This window comes from Blautia glucerasea (genome assembly GCF_013304385.1).
GTDB lineage: Bacteria > Bacillota > Clostridia > Lachnospirales > Lachnospiraceae > Blautia_A > Blautia_A ammoniilytica.
Map to the genome: position 1 here is coordinate 13,170 of NZ_JAAITU010000014.1, position 23,020 is coordinate 36,189.

Below are 23,020 nucleotides of genomic sequence, written 5' to 3' on the forward strand. Positions count from 1 at the left end.
TTTATTTTGCAAAATCTTTCTCATAGAGTACGATGTATCCGTCTCTGTCAACTCTTTTTTTCTTGTTGAATTTCAGAAGGCCTCCCTGAGATCTGGAAATTGCATTATCCAGAAGCTCTTTCACAGAACCGATATTCATTGGCTCATCTTCTTTTTGGTTGATGCCAATCAGATTATAAAGGGCAAGCATTCCCATCTGATCGATACGGTATCCATTTTCTTTTGTATAAACTCTTGCGAAATTCACAAGCTCATCATTAGTGAAAACAGGTATATTGATCATGGATGTAAACTTCTTTGCAAACCTGGGATATTTGGCAATCAGCTTCCTCATGCCAATCTTCTCATCTTCAAGGATCACTGTAAGACCATCCGTCCTGAAATTCATAGCTTTATCCAGTTCTTCTACAGTCTCCGGAGTAAGGGAATTGGCTTCCTCAATCACCAAAAATCCACCGGAAAGCTTATCTACTACCTTTGACATATCCATGCCATTGATCTGGTCAGCAAATACGTAGGCTACTTTTGAGGCTTCAATATTTCTTTCTTTACAAATAGCAGGAATAAGACTTCCGATCAGCCTTGTCTTACCTGTCTCATGACCTCCCATAACAATAATATTGCCTGTTTTTGAGGTCTTATCTGCTGCTGCCAATTGGGCGTCCAGAAGGGCGTCCAGAAGCTGCTCCTTCATACCGGGAACCTTTACAAAATATGTAAACAGCTTTTTCTCCTCATCAGTCAGTGTACGCTCTCTTGGGATAATATCCATAGGATCTCTTTCATCCTTAGGCTGAATAGAATCAATAAACTGCTCTAATTCCTCTTCCTCAGAAAGAACCGGCTTCTCTTCTTCTGACTCTTCTTTCAATGGCTGTATCTCTTCTGCAACTTCAGGCACTTTCGGTGCAGCCTTTTCTTTTAATTCTTCTATCGGCTCATCATCCGCACTGTAATCGTTGGTAAATAATTCTTCATCTTCCAGTCTTGGGATCTCAGGTACAGAAGATTTCTCAAGGCTTTTCTCTTCAGGCTTCTTCGGACCATTCAGGAATTCAGCTTCTGCTTCCTGCAGATCCTCCTCGGAAAGAAATTCTTCTTCCTCAAGTTCCACCATTTTCTTTTGTGGTGAAGGTACTTCTTCTTTGATCGGCTCTTGAACAGGAGTTGCTGCTTTCACCGGCTGTGCTTCTTCTTTTTCAGGAATCTTTTCTTCTTTGGAAACAAGAGTTTCCTTTACTTCAGGTTCTTCTGGAATATTGATGCCCTGGGCACTTGCTGCTGCCAGAATGGTATCTTCCAGATTGAATTCTTTTCCCTCTTTTTGATTGGCAAAAACAGGAGTATCATCCAGAACTGCCTTAGGTACCTCCGGTGTTTCTTCTGCTTCAAAATTCTTCATGGACTCCGGAATTTTAAGCTCCGGCATTGTGAAATTCTCTTTCAGATCTGCAGATTCTTTCTTTTCTGTAGCATCCTCTTTAACCAGAATGGACTTGCCGCTCTCAGGCTCCAGTGCAGGTGCATTCGCCAGTTCTTTATCTGAAGGCTTTTTGATCATCTCATCCTCTGCACCATACTCCTCGCTTAAAAGCTCTTCATCCGATTCCATACGTTTACCGAAAATGTCACGGATTCCTTTGGATATCTTCTCCTGAAGACTTTCTACTCCGCTCAGGTCTTTATCATTGCCAACCGGAATACTTTCGATCAGTGGCTGTTCTTTTTCTTCACTGCTTTCTTTCGGCTCCTCGCCTTTGTCCTTCAGACTCTGTACTTCCTCAGGTGTAAACAGCTTAGGCACAAACTGCTGCTCATAACGCTGCTTCTCATCTCCTGTAAGTGCTCCCATACGAAGCTTCAGATCCATGGCACGCATCACATAGCTACCTTCATTAAACCACAGGATCATCTCATTACATAATTCAAGACACTTTTCCTTTTCGCCTGCCTGATAATAAAGATTTGCCAGCTCATAAGACCATTTCTCTGTAAATTCTTTTTCTTTATATTCTTCAAGAACCTTGATCTGTTCACTGATAGGCGCATTCTTTGCACTTAAGATCTTATATTTCAGAACCAGAAGCGTGCTGTCCCCTGGGGCAACCTCCTTGTATTCCTGATAAAAATCCTTAGCCTCCTCAATGTCCCCCATCTTCAGAGAAACCTCGATCAGACGGTAAAGAATATTCTTGCCGATAGGTGCCCTGTGATAAGCCAGAAGAAAAATCTCCTTACTGTCCTCATACCGCTTATTGGCAGCATAGATCTCACCTACTACACAAAGAGTACGTACATTCTTTACACGGCGCCAGTCAATACTGTCAACAACGCCCATAGCCCCCTTATAATCCTTGTTCTCAACAAGGTGATTAATCTCCTCCAGCTTAATACGAAATTCTTCCTTGTCCAAAATTTTCACCAACTTTCCAATACCAACTCACAATTACGGATAGTTTATCATAAGCAGTCATGCTTGTCAAAAAATAAATGTTTCACATCTAATGTACATGACCTGCAACAACCTGAAAAACCTTATTAATGTGAAACTGCCTGCTTACAAAATCATCAAGTCCTGTACAGGTGATCAATGTCTGTATATCATGGATGCTGTCCAGGAGACAGGACTGCCTGCTGCTGTCCAGTTCAGAAAGCACATCATCCAGAAGAAGCACAGGCTTATCCTTAATGATTTTTTCTACCAGATATATTTCTGAAAGCTTCAAAGATAAAGCTGCTGTCCTTTGCTGTCCCTGAGAACCATATTTACGGATATCGATGCCATTGACCATTACACCAAAATCATCTCTGTGGGGTCCTGTAGAACTTAAGCGCATACGAAAATCCCTGTCTCTGTTCTTAAACAAAGTCTCTTCAAAATCCTGGTCACTTACATTTGGCTCATAAAGGATCTCCAACAGTTCCTCCCTGCCCGTAAGATTCTTATGGATTTCCCGGATAATATCATTAAGTTCTGCCACAAAATCCCTTCGCTTAGCAATTACCCTCTTCCCATAATTAACCATCTGCATATCCCATACATCCAGAGTGTCCTTCAGAGATGTATTCCCCAATATCTCCTTCAGCAGCTTATTCCTCTGATTCAGTATATGATTATATCCTGCCAGGTCTGTAAGATAAAGCCGGTCAAGCTGACAAAGCTCTGAATCCATAAACCTTCTTCGCTCCGAAGGACCGTTTTTGATAATATTCAGATCCTCAGGCGAAAAGAAAACCAGATTTACCACACCTAGCAGTTCTCTTGCTTTCTTGATAGGCATTCCATTAATTGCCACGCCCTTTGCCTTATTTTTACGAAGATGCATATCTATTTGATAATTCATCCTGTTTTTACATACATTCATCCGTATATGGGACTCATCCTGCCCGAAACGGATCACTTCTTTATCCCGGCTTCCTTTATGGGAACGGCTTGTACCACACAGATAAACAGACTCCAGGATATTTGTCTTTCCCTGCGCATTATCTCCGTAAAAAATATTGGTTCCCTGATCCAGATGCAGTTCAAGATTCTCGTAATTTCTGAAATTGCTTAATTTGATGGATTCAATATACATGGGACTGCTTATTCACTTTCTCCTTCAACCTGCACATCCTGTCCATTATAGGAAATCATATCGCCCACATATAGCTTACGGCCTCTGCGTGTGTCAACCTCTCCGTTTACTTTTACAAGTCCGTCACTGATCACATATTTTGCTTCTACACCGTCAGATACCAGATCTGCCAGCTTCATTGCCTGTCCAAGTTTGATAAATTCGTCTCTGATATGGATAACCAAAATAATCCGCCTCCTGATGTTTTTACTGTTTACATTTTATTTTTTACACAGATCCGGCTTTCTATCTGTGTCAGTTATTTTCTCTTCTTTTATCTTGCCTGATTCTGATTAATGTTTACAGGCAGGATCAGATACGTATAGGACTCCTCATCATCCCTGATAAAACATGGAGCCTTGGGATTTACAAGATAAATATTAATGTTTTCATCATCAATGACCTTCAATGCATCGATCAGGAATTTAGGATTAAATCCGATTACAATATCCTTTCCATCTTTTGAAATATCAATATCCTCATTCATAGAACCCATGGCAGAATCGATTTTCAGCTCCATACTGCTGTCTGTAATGGAAATAATGATAGGTTTTTTATCACCTTCACGTACCAGAAGAGTGGCACGGTCAATACAGCTTAAAAATTCTTTTTTGTTAATAGTCAGCTTAGTCTCATAATCGCTGGAAAGCATCTGGTCAATCCTGAAATATTCTCCTTCAATCAGTCTGGATACTACCATTGTCTGGTCAAATTCAAAAAGAATATGATTTTTTGTAAAGAAAATGCTTACCTGTTCATCTACTTCGCCAGAAAGGATCTTGCTGATCTCATTGAGAGTCTTACCTGGTACCACCACTTTTTTGTCTGAGTAATCTCTTTTCAACGGCATTTTACGAATAGCAATACGGTGTCCATCCAGAGAAACTATTTTCAGACAATTATTCTTTATTTCAAACAATTCACCGGTCATTAATTTGTTGTTTTCATTCACTGCAATTGAGAAAATTGTCTGACAAATCATATTCTTCAATGTGTACTGTGATAAAGTCAAAGGTTCATCCCTTTCAATCATTGGCAAATAGGCAAAATCTTCTCCGGATTTGCCGGGAATCGTAAATTTTGCTTTTTCACAGGTAATCGTTGCAGTAAATTTATCATCTGTTTTGATGGTTACATCATTATCAGGAAGTCTTCTTATGATTTCGTAAAAGATTTTAGCATCCAGTGCAACCATACCTTTTTCTTCAATAGTACCCTCAACTATGGTTTCAATACCAAGTTCCATATCATTTGTTGTAAATTTAATCTGACTGGCTGATGCATCAATAAGAATACACTCAAGAATCGGCATGGTTGTTTTTGATGGAACTGCTTTTAATGAAATACTTACGCTTTTCAGAAGATTATTTTTAGAGCAGATAATTTTCATAATGTGTATAACTCCTTTTCTGGCTGATGTGGGTTTTTATGTGTTTAAATAAAAGAAGAAATCCGAAGTAATCGCCGTAGGGGGTGTGAAAATGTGAATAACTTCATAAAAGCCCCAAAATCAAAGGGTTTAAGCATTGGATAACTTCGTGTAAAATTCAGGTTTAGGTGTGTGAATAACTTGTGTAAAACAAATGTGGAAAAAAACGGGTAAAAAAACCACTTAAGTTTTCCACATTAAACCACATGCTATACACAGGGTGTGTGGATAAGCAATGTTAATTTTGTGGATTAATCTTTTTCTTTAAGATGTCAATGGTATTGTTAAGATTACTGTCTGTAATTATTTCCTTTTCCATCTTTTCGATACCATGCATAATAGTGGTATGGTCACGGTTTCCAAGGGATTTACCAATGCTTTTTAATGGTGTGGAAGTAAGTTCACGGCAAAGGTACATTGCTACCTGTCTTGGAATCACGATTTTGGAGCTTCGCTTATTGCCGCAAAGATCAGCGGTTGTTACATTATAATGTTCTGCAACAATGGAAATAATATATTCAGGAGTTATAACTCTCTTTTCATCAGGTGAAATAATATCCTTTAATGCCTGTTCAGCCAGTTCTAAGGTAACATCTTTTTGTTCCAGCTTTGCGGAAGCCATTACTTTATTAAAGGCGCCTTCCAACTCACGGATATTAGATTTGATATTATTGGCAATGTATTTGATAACTTCTTCATTAATATTATAGCCGTCCATTTCTTCTTTTTTGTGAAGGATGGCCATACGTGTTTCGTAATCTGGCAGGGTGATATCTGCGATCAGCCCCCATTCAAACCTGGAACGGAATCGTTCTTCCAGGATCTCCATATCCTTTGGCGGTTTATCTGAGGAGATGATGATCTGCTTTTTGGCGCTGTGCAGGCTGTTAAAAGTATGGAAAAATTCTTCCTGGGTGGATTCTTTACCTATAATAAACTGAATATCATCAACCAGAAGAACATCAATATTACGGTATTTTTCACGGAATTTGGTCATGGCAGAATTATTTCCATTACGGATCGTCTCGATCAGTTCGTTGGTAAATTCTTCACTGGTAACATAAAGTACCTTACTTTTTTCGTTATGTTCAATAATAAAGTGGGCAATAGAATGCATCAGATGAGTCTTTCCAAGTCCGGCACCGCCGTAGATGAAAAGCGGATTATATGCTTCTCCTGGTGATTCTGCAACTGCAAGGGCTGCAGCCTGTGCAAATTTGTTGTTGCTGCCTACGATAAAGGTATCAAATGTATATTTGGGATTTAAATGTGCTTCTTCGCAACGGATATCCTGCGCTGTATGGCTGTTGCCAGAAGAAACTGTTTTTTTGGCTGGTACGTCTTCGGGAAGGATAAAACGCACATCACAGTTGTCCATGCCTGCAACTTCACTGATGGTTACCTGCAGAGGAAGCTTATATTTCTTTGTAATATAAGAAAGCCCTACCTGCTCAGAGGGCACGATGATGGTGACTACATTACCATTTACTTCATATACTTTAAGGGGTTTCAGCCATGTATTAAAGGAAACCTCAGAAAGATCATGTTCTGTTTTTACTATATTAAGGATTTCATCCCATTTTTCGATTACTGTGTTCATTTTTTCCTCCCGTGGTGCATTGATAAAAGGACATAAATATCCTTTTATATATTATAATAAATTTCCTGGTTTCGCAATGAGAAAATAGGGCAGTGATGGAAAATAAATGGTGTGTAATGAGAAGAATAATGTGGATTAGGTGGGTTGTTATCCACATTTTAGCTGTGGATTAGTGTGGATAACAGTGGAAATAACCACACAGGTTTCCATAAAATCCGAAATAGCGACAAAATGGTTTAAAATAATGTGTATAAGTTTATCCACTGTCCACCACTTGAAAAAAATGGCTTTTTAGCAAAAGGTGTGTATAAATATGTCGAAAAAAGTGGATAGTTTTATAGATTATTGACAAGTTATCCACAAGTTATCCACAAATTGTGGATAATATTACGTAAACCATTTAAACTATCCACTATTTCCCAAAATAGCAAAAAAAATGAGACGAAAAAAAGCCGGAAAATTCCCATTTTATGCTTGACGTATCAGGTTTTTATGAATATAATTGAAATGATGTTCTGATTAGGATAGATAATTAAAATGATAAATAGATAAAGGAGGTGCTTTACCTATGAAAATGACATTTCAGCCGAAAAAAGGATCAAGAGCAAAGGTTCACGGATTCCGTGCACGTATGAGTACAAAAGGCGGACGTAAAGTTCTGGCTGCCAGAAGATTAAAAGGAAGAAAGCGCTTATCTGCTTAAGCAGGACAGCTGTCAGCAGCCAATTTTATATGCTGGAGCAATAAGAATGCTTGACCCGTTAAGACCGCAGATATGTGGTCTTTTCTTCTATAAAGAATTAAAAAGGAGGATTAGATGCAATACTCAGACTCCTTAAAGAAAAATCAGGATTTTCAGAAAGTATACCGAAAAGGAACATCACAGGCAAATAGGTATCTGGTGATGTACGTGCTGAAGAATGGGCACATGGAGAATCGTCTGGGAATATCAGTAAGTAAAAAAGTAGGGAATAGTGTGGTACGCCACAGAATCACCAGATTGATCAGAGAGAGTTATCGCCTGAATGAAACATTATTTGAAAGAGGTTTGGATATAGTAGTTGTTGCCAGGACCGGGGCAAAGGGAAGGTCTTATCAGGAAATCGAAAGCGCTCTTTTGCATCTGGGTCAGCGGCATAAATGCTGTGGAGGAAAGCCATGATCAAAAAATGGATGATTAAGATGATTCGTCTCTATCAGAAATATTTGTCACCAATGAAGAGAACAAAATGTCCTTATATTCCCACATGTTCTCAATATGGTTTGGAAGCAATCGAAAAGTACGGTGCATGGAAAGGCGGCCTTCTTGCTTTGTGGAGGATATTAAGATGTAATCCTTTTTCACATGGAGGCTACGATCCTGTACCATAAGGTATTTTACCTAAGCAGTACGAAATCTAGGAGGAGAAAACCTTGGATATTATTTTAGCCACAAAGAGTACTACTCCGATCATTGGCCAGCTGGCAACTCTGATGGGATGGATCATGAATGGCATCTACAAGATGTTTGATAGTCTGTTCGGTATTCAGAACCTGGGTCTTTGTATCATTATTTTCAGTATCGTTATTTTTTTGTTTATGACCCCGCTGCAGGTTAAGCAGCAGAAATTTTCCAAGCTGAGTGCGGTTATGCAGCCTGAGCTTCAGAAGATTCAGAAGAAGTATCAGGGTAAGAGAGATCAGGTTTCCGCACAAAAGATGCAGGAAGAAACACAGGCTGTTTACCAGAAATACGGCGTTTCTCCTACAGGAAGCTGTGTGCAGTTGTTGATCCAGTTTCCTGTATTGATGGCTTTATGGCAGGTTATCTATAAGATTCCTGCATATGTAAGCAGTGTTGGTGAAGTATTTACAGATGTTGTGACAAAGATCGTTTCCATAAACGGATATACAGATCTGCTTCAGACCTTTATCAAGGATCACAACATGTCAAGGGTATCCCTTGTTTTAGATGGAACAAAGGCTACAAGCAACTCAATCATTGATTTCCTGTATGCACTTTCCCCATCTCAGTGGAAGGAACTTTCTTCCATGAGCCAGTTTTCAGGATTTTCCAAGGAGATCAATGGAGCTGCCAGCGAGATTTCCAAGATGCAGAGCTTTTGCGGGCTGAATATTGCAGACCAGCCTCTTACTTATATTAAGGCTGCATTTACAGGTGGTGCTATCATCCTTGCTATTGTAGCAATCATGATCCCGGTTCTTGCATGGGCAACACAGGTACTCAATTATAAGCTGATGCCTCAGGCAGCAGTAACAAATGACAGTAATTCTACCATGAATGCATCCATGAAGACCATGAATACAGTAATGCCCCTGATGTCTGCTGTATTCTGTTTCACATTCCCGGTAGGTCTTGGTATTTACTGGATTGCCAGTGCAGTGGTACGAAGCGTACAGCAGGTAGTGATCAATCGTATTCTGAATAAGATTGATATTAATGACCTGATTAATGAAAACATGAAAAAAATGGAAAAGAAGCGTGCAAAACAGGGGCTTCCGCCACAGAAGATCACAAATCAGGCAAATCAAAATACAAAGAACATTAATACAACAAAGATTGATAAGGGAAATGGCGGCGGCAATGCTGCTGAGAAAACAAAAAAACTTGAGGAATCCTACCAGAAGGCAAGAAATGCAAAGCCAGGCAGTATTACTGCAAAGGCCAATATGGTAAGGGATTTTGATGAGAGAAACAAGAAAAAATAAGAACAACAATAAGGAACGGAGGGGCTATGATGGAGGATTACGTTCAGTTTTCCGCAAAAACTAAAAGTGAAGCAATCACAAAAGCCTGCATAGAGCTTGGTACATCCAGTGACCAGCTTGATATTCAGGTTGTAAGCGAAGGCAGCTCTGGATTTTTTGGCATCGGCAGTAAGCCTGCAATTATTAAAGTACGTAAGATCGAAACCGTTTCTGATGAGGAAGAGATCAAGGAAATCGTTGATACTGTAAAAGTGGAAGCGATCAAAGAAGATGAAAACCGCAAAAAGGCTCCGAAGCCAGTGAAGAAACAGGCACCCAGACAGGAAGAAAAGAAAGAGCCAAAGAAAGCGGATCTTGCAAAAGAACCAAAGGAAAAGCCAGTTAAGCCGGCAAAAGAGAAAACTTATAAAGAACGTCCGGTTAAAGAAAGACAGCCAAAAGAAACAGAAGGCACAGTAAAAGAACGTCAGCCGAAGGAAAGACCGGTAAAGCCGTCTAAGCCTGTAGAAGTGATCACAGATCCACAGGAGATCAAAGAGATCGAAGAGAGAGCAATTGTTTTCCTGAAGGATGTGTTTGCATCCATGGATCTTGGAGAAGTAGAGATCACATCCAAGTACGACACAACTGACGGATGTCTGGAGGTGGATTTTGAAGGCGAAGATATGGGTATCCTGATCGGAAAAAGAGGACAGACTCTGGATTCACTTCAGTATCTTACCAGCCTTGTGGTAAATAAAGGCAAGAGTAATTATATTCGTGTAAAGCTTGATACAGAGGACTATCGCCGTCGTCGTAAAGAGACACTGGAGAACCTGGCAAGAGGGATTGCCTACAAGGTTAAGAAGACCAGGAAGCCGGTAGTTTTAGAGCCGATGAATCCATATGAGAGAAGGATCATCCATTCCTCTCTGCAGGGAAACAAGTATGTGGAGACCATCAGCGAGGGCGAAGAGCCATATCGTCATGTAGTTGTAAGATTGAAAAGGTACTAAGATTACAGGATGGAAAATCTGGACGCAGATATAATGATATTTGTTTTGCGAAAGCTGAGAAAACAGATATAAGAATATCTGTTTTCCGAAAATCCAGTTGAATATGAAACTGAAAAGATGTTATTCTAGGTGAAAGATAGAAAAGCAGCTTTGTTATTCGGGATATATTCCAGCATAGCAAGGTGCACCTGGAGTAACATTTTTTTATTGAAAAACAAGAGGAGAATGAAAATGGAAAAAACCATCGCTGCAATTTCTACAGCTGTCAGTGCATCCGGCATTGGGATCGTCCGTATCAGTGGAGAAGAATCCATGGATGTGATCAGTCGGATTTACAAATCCAAAGGTGGGAAAAAGGATATCCGCAAAGCGGCATCTCATACTATTCATTATGGATATATTTATGATGGAGAGGAATTGGTAGATGAGGTTCTGGTAATGATCATGAAGGCACCTCGCACTTTTACAGGAGAGGATACTGTAGAGATCGATTGCCACGGCGGTGTGTATGCTATGAACAGGGTACTGGAAACAGTTTTGAAAAACGGAGCTAAGATTGCAGAGCCAGGTGAATTTACAAAACGGGCATTCTTAAACGGAAGGCTGGATCTGTCCCAGGCTGAGGCAGTGATGGATGTGATCCAGGCAAAGAATCAGTCAGCTTTGAACTGCTCTATGAGCCAGCTGAAGGGTTCTGTAAAAAAAGTGATCACACAGATCCGTAGTGAGCTGATCTACCATATTGCATATATTGAATCTGCACTGGATGATCCAGAACATATCAGTTTGGATGGATATCCGGAGCAGCTCCTTAAAGTAGTAAAAATACAGGAAAAGAAGATGGATCATCTGATTGCAACAGCTTCAGATGGAAAAATGATCCGTGAGGGTATCCGCACAGTGATCCTTGGTAAGCCAAATGCAGGAAAATCTTCCATGCTGAATCTTCTGACAGGGGAAAACAGGGCTATTGTTACAGACATTGCAGGAACTACCAGAGATGTGCTTGAGGAGTATATTAATCTTCATGGGATCACCCTGAAAATGGCAGATACTGCAGGAATACGGCAGACAGAGGATGTGGTTGAAAAGATTGGCGTAGGGAAGGCAAAGGAGCTGGCAAAGGACGCAGATTTGATCCTGTATGTGGTAGATTCGTCTACGCCTCTTGATGAAAATGATCATGAGATCATGAAGATGCTGGAAGGAAAAAAAGCCATTGTGCTTTATAATAAAACAGATCTGGATCCGGCTGTTACAACAGAAGATATTCGGGCACTGGTTTCACATCCTGTAATTCCGGTTTCGGCTAAAGAAGAGACTGGGATAGGAGAACTGGAAGAACAGATCCGGAAGCTTTTCTTTCAGGGGGAAATCACTTTTAATGACCAGGTTTATATTACAAATGCAAGGCATAAGGAAGCCCTTACAGATGCATTGGCAAGCTTGAAAATGGTGGAACAAAGTATTATTGATGATATGCCTGAAGACTTCTTTTCCATAGATCTTATGAGCGCTTATGAGAGCCTTGGAAGGATCATAGGGGAGTCGGTAGGCGAAGATCTGGTAAATGAGATATTCAGTAAATTCTGTATGGGAAAATAGGTAAAAGGAGCAGACAGCAAATGAAAAGAATAGAAGAAGATTTTGATATTGTTGTTGTAGGTGCAGGGCATGCAGGCTGTGAGGCAGCACTGGCAGGGGCACGCCTTGGACTTAATACCATTATGTTTACAGTCAGTGTGGAAAGTATTGCGCTTATGCCCTGTAATCCTAATATCGGCGGCAGTTCCAAGGGACATCTGGTAAGAGAATTGGATGCACTTGGCGGCGAAATGGGGAAGAATATTGACAAAACATTTATACAGTCAAAGATGCTGAATTGTTCCAAAGGACCGGCCGTTCATTCCCTTCGTGCCCAGGCAGACAAGCAGGCTTATAGCAATGAAATGCGTAAAACACTGGAAAATCAGGAGAACCTTACCATTCGTCAGGGCGAGGTGACAAAGCTGCTGGTACAGGATGGCAGGATCACAGGTGTGGAAACATATTCAGGCGCTATTTATCATTGTAAAGCAGTAGTTCTTTGTACAGGCACTTATCTGAAGGCAAGGTGTATTTATGGGGATATAAGCAATTATACAGGACCTAACGGCCTTCAGGCAGCCAATTATCTTACAGATTCCCTGAAGGAGCTGGGAATTGAAATGTTCCGTTTTAAAACCGGTACACCGGCCAGAATCGCAGGAAATACCATTGATTACAGCAAGATGGAAGAACAGTTCGGAGACGAAAAAGTAGTGCCGTTTTCCTTCTCTACTGATCCTGAAGATGTACAGATCCCTCAGAAATCCTGCTGGCTCACCTACACCAATGAAGAGACACATAAGATCATCCGGGATAATCTGGATCGATCTCCTCTTTACTCCGGAATGATCCACGGAACAGGACCCAGATACTGTCCTTCTATTGAGGATAAGGTAGTACGTTTTGCAGATAAAAAAAGGCATCAGGTGTTTATTGAGCCTGAAGGCGAATATACAAATGAAATGTATATCGGAGGTATGTCCAGTTCCCTGCCTGAGGATGTGCAGAAGGCTATGTACCATACAGTACCTGGTCTAGAGCATGCAAAGATCGTGAAAAATGCATATGCAATTGAGTATGACTGCATTAATCCAAGGCAGCTTTATCCCACTTTGGAATTTAAGAAAATCCAAGGATTGTTCAGTGGAGGACAGTTTAATGGAAGCTCCGGATATGAGGAAGCAGCGGCCCAGGGATTAATAGCAGGAATTAATGCGGCTATGGAGGTAAAAGGCCAGGAACAGCTGATTTTGGACCGCTCAGAGGCATATATCGGAGTGCTGATAGATGACCTGGTAACAAAGGAAAACCATGAACCATACCGTATGATGACAAGTCGTGCAGAATACAGGCTTCTTCTCCGGCAGGATAATGCAGATCTGCGTCTGCGTAAAAAAGGATGGCAGGTAGGGCTTGTGGATGATGCCACTTATCAGAAGATCCTTGTTAAAGAGCAGCAGATTAAAGATGAGATTAAGAGGATCGAAAATGCTACTATTGGAGGAACACCGCAGGTACAGCAGCTTCTGGAAAGCTTAGGAAGCACACCATTAAAATCCGGTACAACACTTGCAGAACTGATCCGCAGACCGGAGCTTTCTTATGATGCGATCCAGTCTATTGATCCGGCAAGACCAAAGCTGTCCAGGGATGTGGAGGAACAGGTAAATATTAATGTGAAATACGACGGATATATCCGTCGTCAGCTGAAGCAGGTGGAGCAGTTTAAGAAGTTGGAAGAAAAGAAGATACCTGCAGATCTGGACTATGAAAAGGTAGGAAGCCTGCGTCTGGAAGCAAAACAAAAACTGGAACTTTACAGGCCTGTATCCATTGGTCAGGCATCCAGAATTTCAGGAGTATCTCCTGCAGATATTTCCGTACTTCTGGTATATTTGTCCCACTGAAACATTCTTAAAATAGTTGGGTGTTTTGCACCCAACATCACATTTATTTAGAAAGAGGAAATCCAGATGAATTATGATCTGACATCATTTGAAAAAGGGCTGGAACAGCTTTCTATTACCCTTTCCGGGGAGCAGAAACAGCAGTTTCTCACCTATTATGAATACCTTGTAGAGAAGAATAAAGTTATGAATCTTACGGCGATTACAGAATATGAAGAAGTGATCACTAAGCATTTTCTTGACAGTCTTGCTGTGGTAAAAACCAGCTGTTTTAAGTCGGAAAAGCTGGCTGGAAAAAGGCTGATAGATATAGGAACAGGAGCCGGTTTTCCAGGAATCCCGCTGAAGATTGCTTTCCCAGAGCTGGAGATCCTTTTGCTGGATTCACTGAATAAAAGAATCAATTTTCTGAATGAGGTAACAGAAATGCTGGGGCTTACAAAGATCAATACTGTGCATGGAAGAGCCGAAGATTATGCAAAACAGAAGGGATACAGGGAGAGTTTTGACTTTTGTGTATCCCGTGCTGTTGCTAATTTAAGTACACTTTCCGAGTATTGTATCCCATTTGTCAAGCCGGGCGGATGCTTTATTTCCTATAAGTCTGGTAGTGTTGACCAGGAGCTTATCCAGGCAGAAAAGGCTGTAAAGATCCTGGGAGGACAAAGAGAAGAGGTGGTGCGTTTTTCCCTTGCAGACACAGATATGGACAGATCCTTTGTGGTGATACGCAAGGCAAAACCAACACCAAAGAAGTATCCAAGAAAGGCCGGACTTCCTTCCAAAGAACCATTAGGAGCGGTAATACTATCATAAATACCAGATAAAATATCAGATAAAATACTGCGAAAAGTAGCACATAAAATACTAGAAAAATACTGGATAAAACACCTGAAATTTCACATTTGAAACACATAACTATCACACTTTTTTCACACAATCATACAATTTTCCTCACATCTTAAACATAAAATATATGTTAAAGAAGTATCCATGCGGCAAAAATGCTGAGGCATTTTTGCTGTGTGGAAATGTGGCCTATGTGCCGCATTACCATATATGAAAGTCAGCAGTCATCCTGGACTTTCACAGCAAAAAAAGGAGGAGAAGAACTTGATTGAAGTGAATAATCTGGTCAAGCGGTATGGAGATCACAAAGCGGTTGACCATCTCTCTTTTTCTATCGAAAAAGGCAAAATCTACGGTTTTCTAGGACCAAATGGAGCCGGTAAATCTACTACCATGAATATGATCACCGGCTATATCGCTTCCACAGAAGGAAGCGTTGTTATTGATGGGCATGATATTCTGGAGGAGCCTGAGGAAGCGAAAAAATGTATTGGCTATCTTCCGGAGCAGCCACCTCTTTACTTTGACATGACGGTTCTTGAGTACCTGCGGTTTGTCGCTGATCTTAAAAAAATTCCAAGAGCAAAAAAAATGTCCATGATCGAAGAAGTTATGGATATGGTTAAAATAACGGACATGAAACATCGTCTGATCAAGAATCTATCCAAAGGATACAGACAGAGGGTAGGAATTGCTCAGGCAGTGCTGGGATATCCGGAAGTGATCATTCTGGATGAGCCTACCGTTGGTCTTGACCCGAAACAGATCAATGAGATCCGGGAACTGATCAAAGGTCTTAAAAAGAAGCATACTGTGATTTTAAGTTCTCATATTCTGTCAGAGGTCAGTGCGGTATGTGATTATGTTTTGATTATCTCCCACGGGAAGCTGGTTGCCAGTGATACACCGGAGAATTTGGCTAAACTGGCAGCAGGATCTAATAATCTGAATATGCTGATCAAAGGAAATCGCAGTGAAATTCAGAACGCACTTGCTGAAGTGGAAGGCATTAAACGGATAAAACTGGAAAAATCATCTGAAGAAAATATTTGGAATGCATCGCTAACCCTGGATGAAAATAAAGATATAAGAGAAGCGGTATTTTACAGTATGGTTAAAGCTGACTGCCCAATCCTTGAGATGAAAACAAAGAGGGCTTCTCTTGAGGAAGTATTCCTTGAACTTACCGAAAATGAAAAGCAAGATCAGGCAAAAGATGAAAAAACTGATAAGAAGTCAGAAGCAGCCATTTCAGACGCAGATATGGATACAGATACTGAAACAGATATAGCTGCAGAAAAAGATACAGAAAGCGTTGCAGATGTGGATATAGAAACAAGTGCTGGATCTGTAAACGGACCGGCAGAAAAGGAGGAAGATCCAGATGACAGCAGTTTATAAAAGAGAACTAAAAAGCTATCTGACCTCCATGATCGGATACCTGTTTATATTTTTTATCCTTGTTTTAGCAGGAATTTATTTTTCTGCCTATCAGCTTTCATCCGCTTATCCAAAGTTTGAGTATACTATGAGTGCGCTTACGTTTGTATTTCTTATTAGTGTGCCCATTCTTACTATGCGTGTATTGGCAGAAGAAAGAAAGCAGAAAACAGACCAGCTGCTTCTTACATCCCCTGTGTCTGTTACAGGCATTGTAATGGGAAAATATCTGGCATTGGTAACTGTTTTTGCAATACCGATGGCAGTGATGTGCACATATCCGCTGATCATGTCAAAGTTTGGAACTATATCCTATAAGGGAGCTTACACAGCGATTCTTGGGTTCTTTCTTCTTGGATGTGCCAATATTGCCATTGGAGTATTCTTTTCATCCATAACAGAAAGCCAGGTGATCGCAGCAGTGCTTACGTTTGTATTTCTGTTTGCATTTTACATGATGAGTGGCATTTCCTCATTCTTTTCACAGACAGCACTTTCTACATGCATTGCATTTGGTTGCCTGATTCTTGCGTTTTGTATCATTATTTATACTATGATTAAGAATACAATAATATCAGCAGTCATCTGTATCTGTGGAGAAGCCGCACTTGTCGTCACATATATAGTGAAATCCAGTATTTTTGAAGGCGGGATTCAAAAGATTCTGGAAGTGTTTAACCTGAGTGCACATTACGAGAACTTTACGAATAATATTTTGGATGTAACAGGAATTGTATATTTTATTTCTGTAATTGCAATCTGTATATTCCTTACTGTCCAGTCAATCGTGAAGAGACGCTGGAATTAAGGAGGTGGAGAAATGAAATTGTTAGGAAAAAATATAAACGAACAGACAAAAAAAGAATCTAAGGAAAAGATGCCGCTTAATAAGAAATATCTGCGGAACGGCTCTTACAGTACGCTGTTGATCGTGATTTTTGTGGCAATCGTGGTAGTGATCAACATGATCGTAGGAAAACTGCCATCCAAGTATACACAGATTGATATTAGTGATCAGCAGTTGTACAGTATTGGTGATGAGACAAAGAAAGTCCTGAATAATCTGGACAAGGATGTTACCATCTATCAGATTGCTCAAAGCGGTTCTGAGGATGAAACTATCAGTAATCTGCTTCAGAAATACGCAGATGAGTCCAAACATGTGAAGGTTGAATTGAAGGATCCGGTTGTAAGTCCCAAATTTGTTTCTGAATACACCAGTGATCAGGTATCTTCCAATAGTCTGATCGTTGCATGTGGCGACAGAAATAAAGTAGTGAATTATAATGATATGTACGAATCTACAATGGATTATAATACTTACAGTTACCAAACAACCGGATTTGATGGAGAAGGACAGATCACAAGTGCGATTGCTTATGTAACAACAGAGAATCTTCCTGTTCTTTATACATTGGAAGGACATGGAGAGAAAGAACTGGACAGCACCATAAAAGAAGATATTGAAAAGGCCAATATGGAGATCAAGACTCTAAATTTGATCAGTGAGGGCAGTGTGCCGGATGATGCAGCGTGTCTGCTGATCGATTCTCCATCCAGCGATATTTCTGAGGATGAAAAAACAGCATTATTGGATTATCTGGAAAATGGAGGAAAAGCAATGGTCTTCTCCGATTATACAGAGAGTACATTGTCCAATTTTGCTGCTGTGCTTGAAAACTACGGAGTAAAAGCAGCTGATGGCATTGTTTTTGAGGGAGATAACCAGCATTACGGAATGCAGATGCCATATTATCTGCTTCCTACTGTTAACAGTACAGACGCATCCTCTGAAACAGCCTCTTCCGGATATTATATTATCATGCCTTACGCACAGGGAATCCAGAAGCTTGATGATGTTAGAGATACTGTAACCGTTGAGGATATTCTTACAACATCTGACAGTGCTTATTCAAAAACAAACCTGCAAAGTGAGACGCTGGAAAAGGAAGACGGAGATGTAGAAGGGCCGTTTGCTCTTGGTGTAAGCATCAAAGAAGATGTGGGAGATGGAAAAAAGACTCAAATAATCTACTATTCTTCTTCTTATATTATGGATTCGCAAATGAATCAGCTGGTTTCCGGAGGAAATGAGAAGCTTGTAACAGAAAGCCTTAACTCTATGGTATCTACAGAGGAAACAACCACTGTTTCTATTCCGTCCAAGAGCCTGGAAGTATCATATCTGACAATATCTGATTATGATGCAAGTTTCTGGAAGATTTGTACAATTGGTTTGATCCCTGGTATCTTTTTAGTGGCAGGTTTTGTGATCTGGTTTAAGAGGAGAAAAGCCTGATGAAAAAAAAATCAATGAATCTGATAACTGCAGTTGCAGTATTAGTCGTTTTAAGCGGTGCATATGTAGGTGTTAAGACATATGTGGCCAAACAGGAAGAAAAAGAAAATGCAGAAGAGGAAGAGGAGAAAACCCAGGTTTTCTCCATTTCCTCCGAGGATGTTCAGTCAATCAAATTTGTGATTGATAAGAAAGAAGTTACTTTTGAAAAAAATAATGATGAATGGGTTAAAAGCGATGAAAGGGACTTTCCGGTAGATCAGGATAAACTGATTGAGGCCATAGGAAGTCTGAATAATGTTGAAGTGGATCGTGTTCTGGACAATGTTACAGATACTACGGAGTATGGCTTAGATAATCCTACAAATACTATTACGATAACTGATAAAGATGGTAAAGAGACAGTACTGCATGTGGGAATGGAAAATGCATCTACAAGTCAGTATTATGTAGAAAATGGTGAAGATGAGTCAAAAATTTATGTTGTAGCAGATTCAGTATTCCAGCCATTTATGAAGACCTTGTATGATTATGCAAAAGCTGGAACATTCCCTGTTATAGATTCTTCAACGGTCAGCAATGTTACAGTTGATGAAAATGATGATAGTTACACTTTGACCAAAGATGATAATACTGGGCTTTGGAATATCCAGGATAAGGACGGGGCCGAGAAAGCAGACTCCGCAAAAGTCAGCAGTCTTACTTCATCGATTGCAAGCATTGCTTATGGATCATTTGTAAATTACAATTGTAAAGATCTTTCAGAGTATGGTCTGGATAAACCTTATGGAACTATTACCATTGATTATCAGGAGAAAGTGGAGGAGAAAAGTGATTCTTCAGAAGATGGAGATGCATCTGAAGAAAATTCCACAGATGAGCAGGACACTACAGAAGACAAGAAAGATATCTCCGCTACGGATTCTACAGAAGATAAGGATGATGCCTCTGCTGTAGATTCTACAGAAGAAGATACCTCCGCTACGGATTCTACAGAGAAAAAAGATACCTCTGTTACGGATTCATCAGATACTCAGACTAGAATGGTGAATCGTGAGATGACAATTCTTGTAGGTGATCAGTCTGATGATGACGGAAGATATGTAATGGTAAATAACAGTAAAGAAATATACACTATCTCAAATGATACATTATCTGTATTCCTTGGAAAGACAAAAGAAGATTTCTGGGATATGACAGTAAGCTATCTTTCTGTAAACAATCTTGAAAGCTTGCAGGCAGAATATCAGGGAGAGACGCATGTAATTGATGTTTCACGTGAAACATCTGAGGATAATAGTGGTGATGATTCTTCCACAACAAGTACTACAACCTTAAGCTATCAGCTGGATGGAACAGAATTGGATGACAGCACTCCATTTACTACATTTTATAATAAGCTGATTAATATGACCGGACAGAAACGACTGACGGAAAAATATGAAAATAACAATAAATCAGATTTTGATGTAGAATTAGAGGATGTAGACGGTGAAAAGACAAAGATTGACTATTATCAATATGATACCAATTTTTATGCAGCTGTTGTTGGTCAGAAGGTGTATTTGGTAAATAAGATGACAGTAAAAGAATTGATTGATAGTTATAAAACTCTTGTAGGACAAACAGATTCTGAATCATCTGATGAAAATTCGGATTTGGTAAGTGAAGAGAATGCTACTGATGAAGATTCTAATTCAGCAGATAATACTGATAATACAAATGGTGTAGATGTAGATTAGGCGACTAAAAAGCGAATGATATAGTTTTGAAATTTTCAAGACATATAAAATTTATCAGAAATTTTTGGCTTGTCAAGTAATCTGGAGTTTATCTTATCCTCAGTTTGATAAGTACTATTATAATGATGATAGGGTAAAAGCCTCAAATTATGATATCTACGGATTACTTTGTGCTATGTTATCCCATGGAGTATTTCTTATTACTCATCACTTATAGAAGTGGGGCCTTCTCATCTGAGTTAAAAAGTGATAAAAGTGACGGTGATATTTTTAACATCCCAAATTGTGTTTGAAGTCCGATATTTGGAGTGTTGTGATTTATCACCGTCACTTTTAGTTGTAATGGGAATCTTACAGAGTAATATCACTAGTACATATAAATTGCTTTGCAAGGATGTGCTGGTATAGTGAATATTAAGCAACCACCATATTGACTTGTCTGATTTTCCGTATGTTGTGTTGTCGGCAGTCGCTGTAGCCACCACTACGCCTCCACCCTTCACCTTGCATATGAGAAAATCATTCTGCGCCAATATAGTAGATATAGTAGATATTTAATTTTCACTGTACTAGATACAAGTGAAATATATTTACTGAAACATGCCACTACTGGCATGAAAAACGTACTAAGTCCCTCGAGAAATTGAGGGACTTAGTAGGAGTGAAACCAATTTGTTTGTTATTTGAAATTGTAATTTAACGGATATTTGCAATCCGCTTTGTTACTTGTCATAACCGAATAACTATTCCACAGTTATGTTGTTAAAATCCAGAATATATGCAAATCTAGATTATTGAATTAGATAATCAGAAATAGCGTTTAAAAATCCTGATGCATTTTCCATGTGTGGAAAATGCTTGCTTTTTTCTATAACGGATGTTTCTATAGACTGATTTAGCTGCATATATTCATCGACAATAGCTTCTCTTTTATATTCAGCTTCGCCTGTTAGAATATAAATGCTATTATCCATTTCCTGAATACTTTTGCTAATGTCGATATTCATGTATTTGGATTTTTGACTGGAATACATGTATTTGGCATAATAGCCACCTTTATGAGCTGATTCATAGTAAGCATCAATTGTTCGATCATCTACATGGAACGGATTGAAATAGAGATTATCAATAAACAAATTACTAATTGTTTCACGTGAAACAATCATATGATATATTAATGTTCCAAAAACGGGGAATTCAATTAAATATTTGAATAATTTATTCTTTTCAGAAGGATATTGCTTTAAGGAATTGATGCTGGGTGGATTCACAAATATAATTTTATTGAAACAGGTATTGTCATAACGGCAAGCCATTGTAATAAAAGAACATGAAAAACCACAAGCAATTACATCTGTTTTTTCTTTAATTACATTCTTAGTAAAATCACAAAGCAACTGTACAAATAAAAAATTAGTATATGTGATTCCAGGCTTATCAGAACGACCACAACCTAAAAGATCAATGGTATATACAGTATGCTCTTCTGCAAGACGATCAGCAGTTAATGACCATTCATATCCTGAAGAACCTGTTATTGTGTCATGAATCAATAATATTGGACTTCCAGATCCTCTTTTTGTATAGAAAACCTTTCCAAATCTCCAATCATAATATTGGTTTTCAGTTGCTGGAAGCAAATTCTTAATTTGGGAGGATGCAGCAATACAACGGTTTGCTACATGGATAATTCCGGCAGCAATTGTAGTCAGAGCTGCAAGAGTAATAATTTTTCGGTTATGTTCTTTCATTACAATCCCTCCTGATGATTAAAAAATTCTCATTAAAAAATATTATAATAATCTAAATTAATTCAAATAGCAAAAACTTACGGAGCATGAATATACGGACTGTTTTGTAATATGCATACCCAAAAGTCTTCCTGTTATATCGGATGCGAGGTGACGACCACTATTACAAGAAGTGAGCGCCAAATTACTTTTGGTGATGGTATTTGCTTTGTATGTCTCGGAATTTTGGCAAAATACATGTCAAAAATTTTACGGGTTATTATCTTCTGAATAGCTGCCATTTTTCTTTGTAACTATGAAAATACTTTTTAGCTACATTATAGTTCATATTATAAGCCAAATTTGGTGAATTTACAATGTTAAGTTTCCTATTAGGATGTAACATAAAACATTTTTGTTATTCATATCAATTATTTACCGGTACATTGTTTTGCAAATAACTGGTCTTATTTTCTCACTGCGGCATATACATATCCAATACTTGAGTTAAAGCCAACTACATCAATAATTTTGTCTTTTGCTGAGTAAAAATTATCTTGCATTATTCGATTAATTATCGTTCAGCACGCTTTACTAAATTCATTCTGGATTTTTGTTGAAGCTTTGAAATGTATAGGACAGATTCATTAAGATTCATTTCTTTCATGAATGATGTCTGTTACTTTGGTTTTTAATAATTCTGAGTAAGATATGCGTATTCATTAAGTAATTCTGATTGAGATATGCGTATTCATTAAATGATTCAAATCATGAGGTTCGTATTTGTTCAAACCCACATTCGTAATCTGTTTCACTGTTTGTTCATAACAAAGTAACTGTTCCACAATATATCAGAAGGAACGGCACTCTTTCTGATATTATCAAGTCCGCAAGCTCCTATCCATTGCTCATTGTTTTCTACAATTGAAATAGGTGACTTATGTGATTTGGCTATATCAGCTGGGAGATGACGCCCACCTCTATAGGAGGTGAGAAACAAGCTGGTATCAGTGGTGGGAGTCAATCCCCCAGCTGATATAGCCTCCGGCAGGATTGCAGAGGCGCGCAGGAGAAGTATGTCATGCAATTGCATGACGCACACCTCGCAGCAAGAAT

The 23,020-nt window shown here is 39.2% G+C and carries 18 protein-coding genes; 12 read left to right on the plus strand and 6 right to left on the minus strand.

Translation table 11 applies throughout. The features are described from left to right. Nucleotide 1 precedes the first annotated feature (1 nt). From G5B11_RS07330 to dnaA, 5 genes are all read right to left on the minus strand, one after another. Nucleotides 2-2,413 (minus strand): hypothetical protein, encoded by a 2,412-nt coding sequence (locus G5B11_RS07330; protein ID WP_244092941.1) that lies wholly within the window; start codon nt 2,411-2,413, stop codon nt 2-4. Nucleotides 2,414-2,501: 88 nt separating this feature from the next. Beyond that, nucleotides 2,502-3,578 carry a DNA replication/repair protein RecF gene (gene recF / locus G5B11_RS07335; protein WP_158422157.1) on the minus strand — a complete coding sequence of 359 codons (1,077 nt, stop codon included), beginning with the start codon at nt 3,576-3,578 and terminating at the stop codon, nt 2,502-2,504. Between the two features lie 8 nt (nt 3,579-3,586). Continuing rightward, nucleotides 3,587-3,805 (minus strand): RNA-binding S4 domain-containing protein, encoded by a 219-nt coding sequence (locus G5B11_RS07340; protein ID WP_173727419.1) that lies wholly within the window; start codon nt 3,803-3,805, stop codon nt 3,587-3,589. 86 nt (nt 3,806-3,891) lie between these two features. After that, complete coding sequence (gene dnaN / locus G5B11_RS07345; protein WP_158422159.1) at nt 3,892-5,007, minus strand: DNA polymerase III subunit beta; 1,116 nt, start codon at nt 5,005-5,007, stop codon at nt 3,892-3,894. Nucleotides 5,008-5,284: 277 nt separating this feature from the next. Then, a complete protein-coding gene (gene dnaA / locus G5B11_RS07350; RefSeq protein ID WP_158422160.1) occupies nt 5,285-6,646 on the minus strand; it encodes a chromosomal replication initiator protein DnaA in 1,362 nt (453 codons plus the stop codon). 568 nt (nt 6,647-7,214) lie between these two features. On the opposite strand from dnaA, the gene rpmH reads away from it, so the two are divergent. The 12 genes from rpmH to G5B11_RS07410 all read left to right on the plus strand — a co-directional run bounded on the left by rpmH (nt 7,215) and on the right by G5B11_RS07410 (nt 20,174). Next, nucleotides 7,215-7,349: a 50S ribosomal protein L34 gene (gene rpmH / locus G5B11_RS07355; protein WP_158422161.1), complete on the plus strand. Its 135-nt coding sequence runs from the start codon at nt 7,215-7,217 to the stop codon at nt 7,347-7,349. Between the two features lie 114 nt (nt 7,350-7,463). After that, nucleotides 7,464-7,808, plus strand: coding sequence for a ribonuclease P protein component (gene rnpA, locus G5B11_RS07360; RefSeq protein ID WP_158422162.1), 345 nt, complete (start codon nt 7,464-7,466; stop codon nt 7,806-7,808). After that, on the plus strand, nt 7,805-8,017 hold the full coding sequence (yidD, locus tag G5B11_RS07365; protein WP_158422163.1) for a membrane protein insertion efficiency factor YidD: 213 nt from the start codon (nt 7,805-7,807) through the stop codon (nt 8,015-8,017). Before rnpA ends, yidD begins: the two co-directional genes overlap by 4 nt. A 42-nt stretch (nt 8,018-8,059) precedes the next feature. Then, nucleotides 8,060-9,355 (plus strand): membrane protein insertase YidC, encoded by a 1,296-nt coding sequence (yidC, locus tag G5B11_RS07370; RefSeq protein WP_244092942.1) that lies wholly within the window; start codon nt 8,060-8,062, stop codon nt 9,353-9,355. Nucleotides 9,356-9,384: 29 nt separating this feature from the next. Continuing rightward, the gene (jag, locus tag G5B11_RS07375; protein ID WP_158422180.1) at nt 9,385-10,350 is read left to right on the plus strand and encodes an RNA-binding cell elongation regulator Jag/EloR; all 966 of its coding nucleotides are present in this window, start codon (nt 9,385-9,387) and stop codon (nt 10,348-10,350) included. Nucleotides 10,351-10,581: 231 nt separating this feature from the next. After that, complete coding sequence (gene mnmE, locus G5B11_RS07380) at nt 10,582-11,955, plus strand: tRNA uridine-5-carboxymethylaminomethyl(34) synthesis GTPase MnmE (protein ID WP_173727405.1); 1,374 nt, start codon at nt 10,582-10,584, stop codon at nt 11,953-11,955. A 20-nt stretch (nt 11,956-11,975) separates the two neighbouring features. Next, entirely contained in the window at nt 11,976-13,844 is a 1,869-nt protein-coding gene (gene mnmG, locus G5B11_RS07385; protein ID WP_173727406.1) for a tRNA uridine-5-carboxymethylaminomethyl(34) synthesis enzyme MnmG, read from the plus strand. A 66-nt stretch (nt 13,845-13,910) separates the two neighbouring features. After that, the gene (gene rsmG, locus G5B11_RS07390) at nt 13,911-14,660 is read left to right on the plus strand and encodes a 16S rRNA (guanine(527)-N(7))-methyltransferase RsmG (RefSeq protein ID WP_173727407.1); all 750 of its coding nucleotides are present in this window, start codon (nt 13,911-13,913) and stop codon (nt 14,658-14,660) included. Nucleotides 14,661-14,957: 297 nt separating this feature from the next. Continuing rightward, on the plus strand, nt 14,958-16,094 hold the full coding sequence (locus G5B11_RS07395) for an ABC transporter ATP-binding protein (protein ID WP_173727408.1): 1,137 nt from the start codon (nt 14,958-14,960) through the stop codon (nt 16,092-16,094). Next, nucleotides 16,078-16,941 (plus strand): ABC transporter permease, encoded by an 864-nt coding sequence (locus tag G5B11_RS07400; protein ID WP_173727409.1) that lies wholly within the window; start codon nt 16,078-16,080, stop codon nt 16,939-16,941. The genes G5B11_RS07395 and G5B11_RS07400 overlap by 17 nt, the downstream gene beginning before the upstream one ends. Before the next feature lie 12 nt (nt 16,942-16,953). After that, nucleotides 16,954-18,432 carry a GldG family protein gene (locus tag G5B11_RS07405; RefSeq protein WP_173727410.1) on the plus strand — a complete coding sequence of 493 codons (1,479 nt, stop codon included), beginning with the start codon at nt 16,954-16,956 and terminating at the stop codon, nt 18,430-18,432. Next, a complete protein-coding gene (locus tag G5B11_RS07410; RefSeq protein WP_173727411.1) occupies nt 18,432-20,174 on the plus strand; it encodes a DUF4340 domain-containing protein in 1,743 nt (580 codons plus the stop codon). Before G5B11_RS07405 ends, G5B11_RS07410 begins: the two co-directional genes overlap by 1 nt. Before the next feature lie 791 nt (nt 20,175-20,965). On the opposite strand, the gene G5B11_RS07415 is transcribed toward G5B11_RS07410, so the two are convergent. Then, on the minus strand, nt 20,966-21,925 hold the full coding sequence (locus G5B11_RS07415) for an alpha/beta fold hydrolase (protein WP_173727412.1): 960 nt from the start codon (nt 21,923-21,925) through the stop codon (nt 20,966-20,968). Between the last annotated feature and the right edge of the window lie 1,095 nt (nt 21,926-23,020).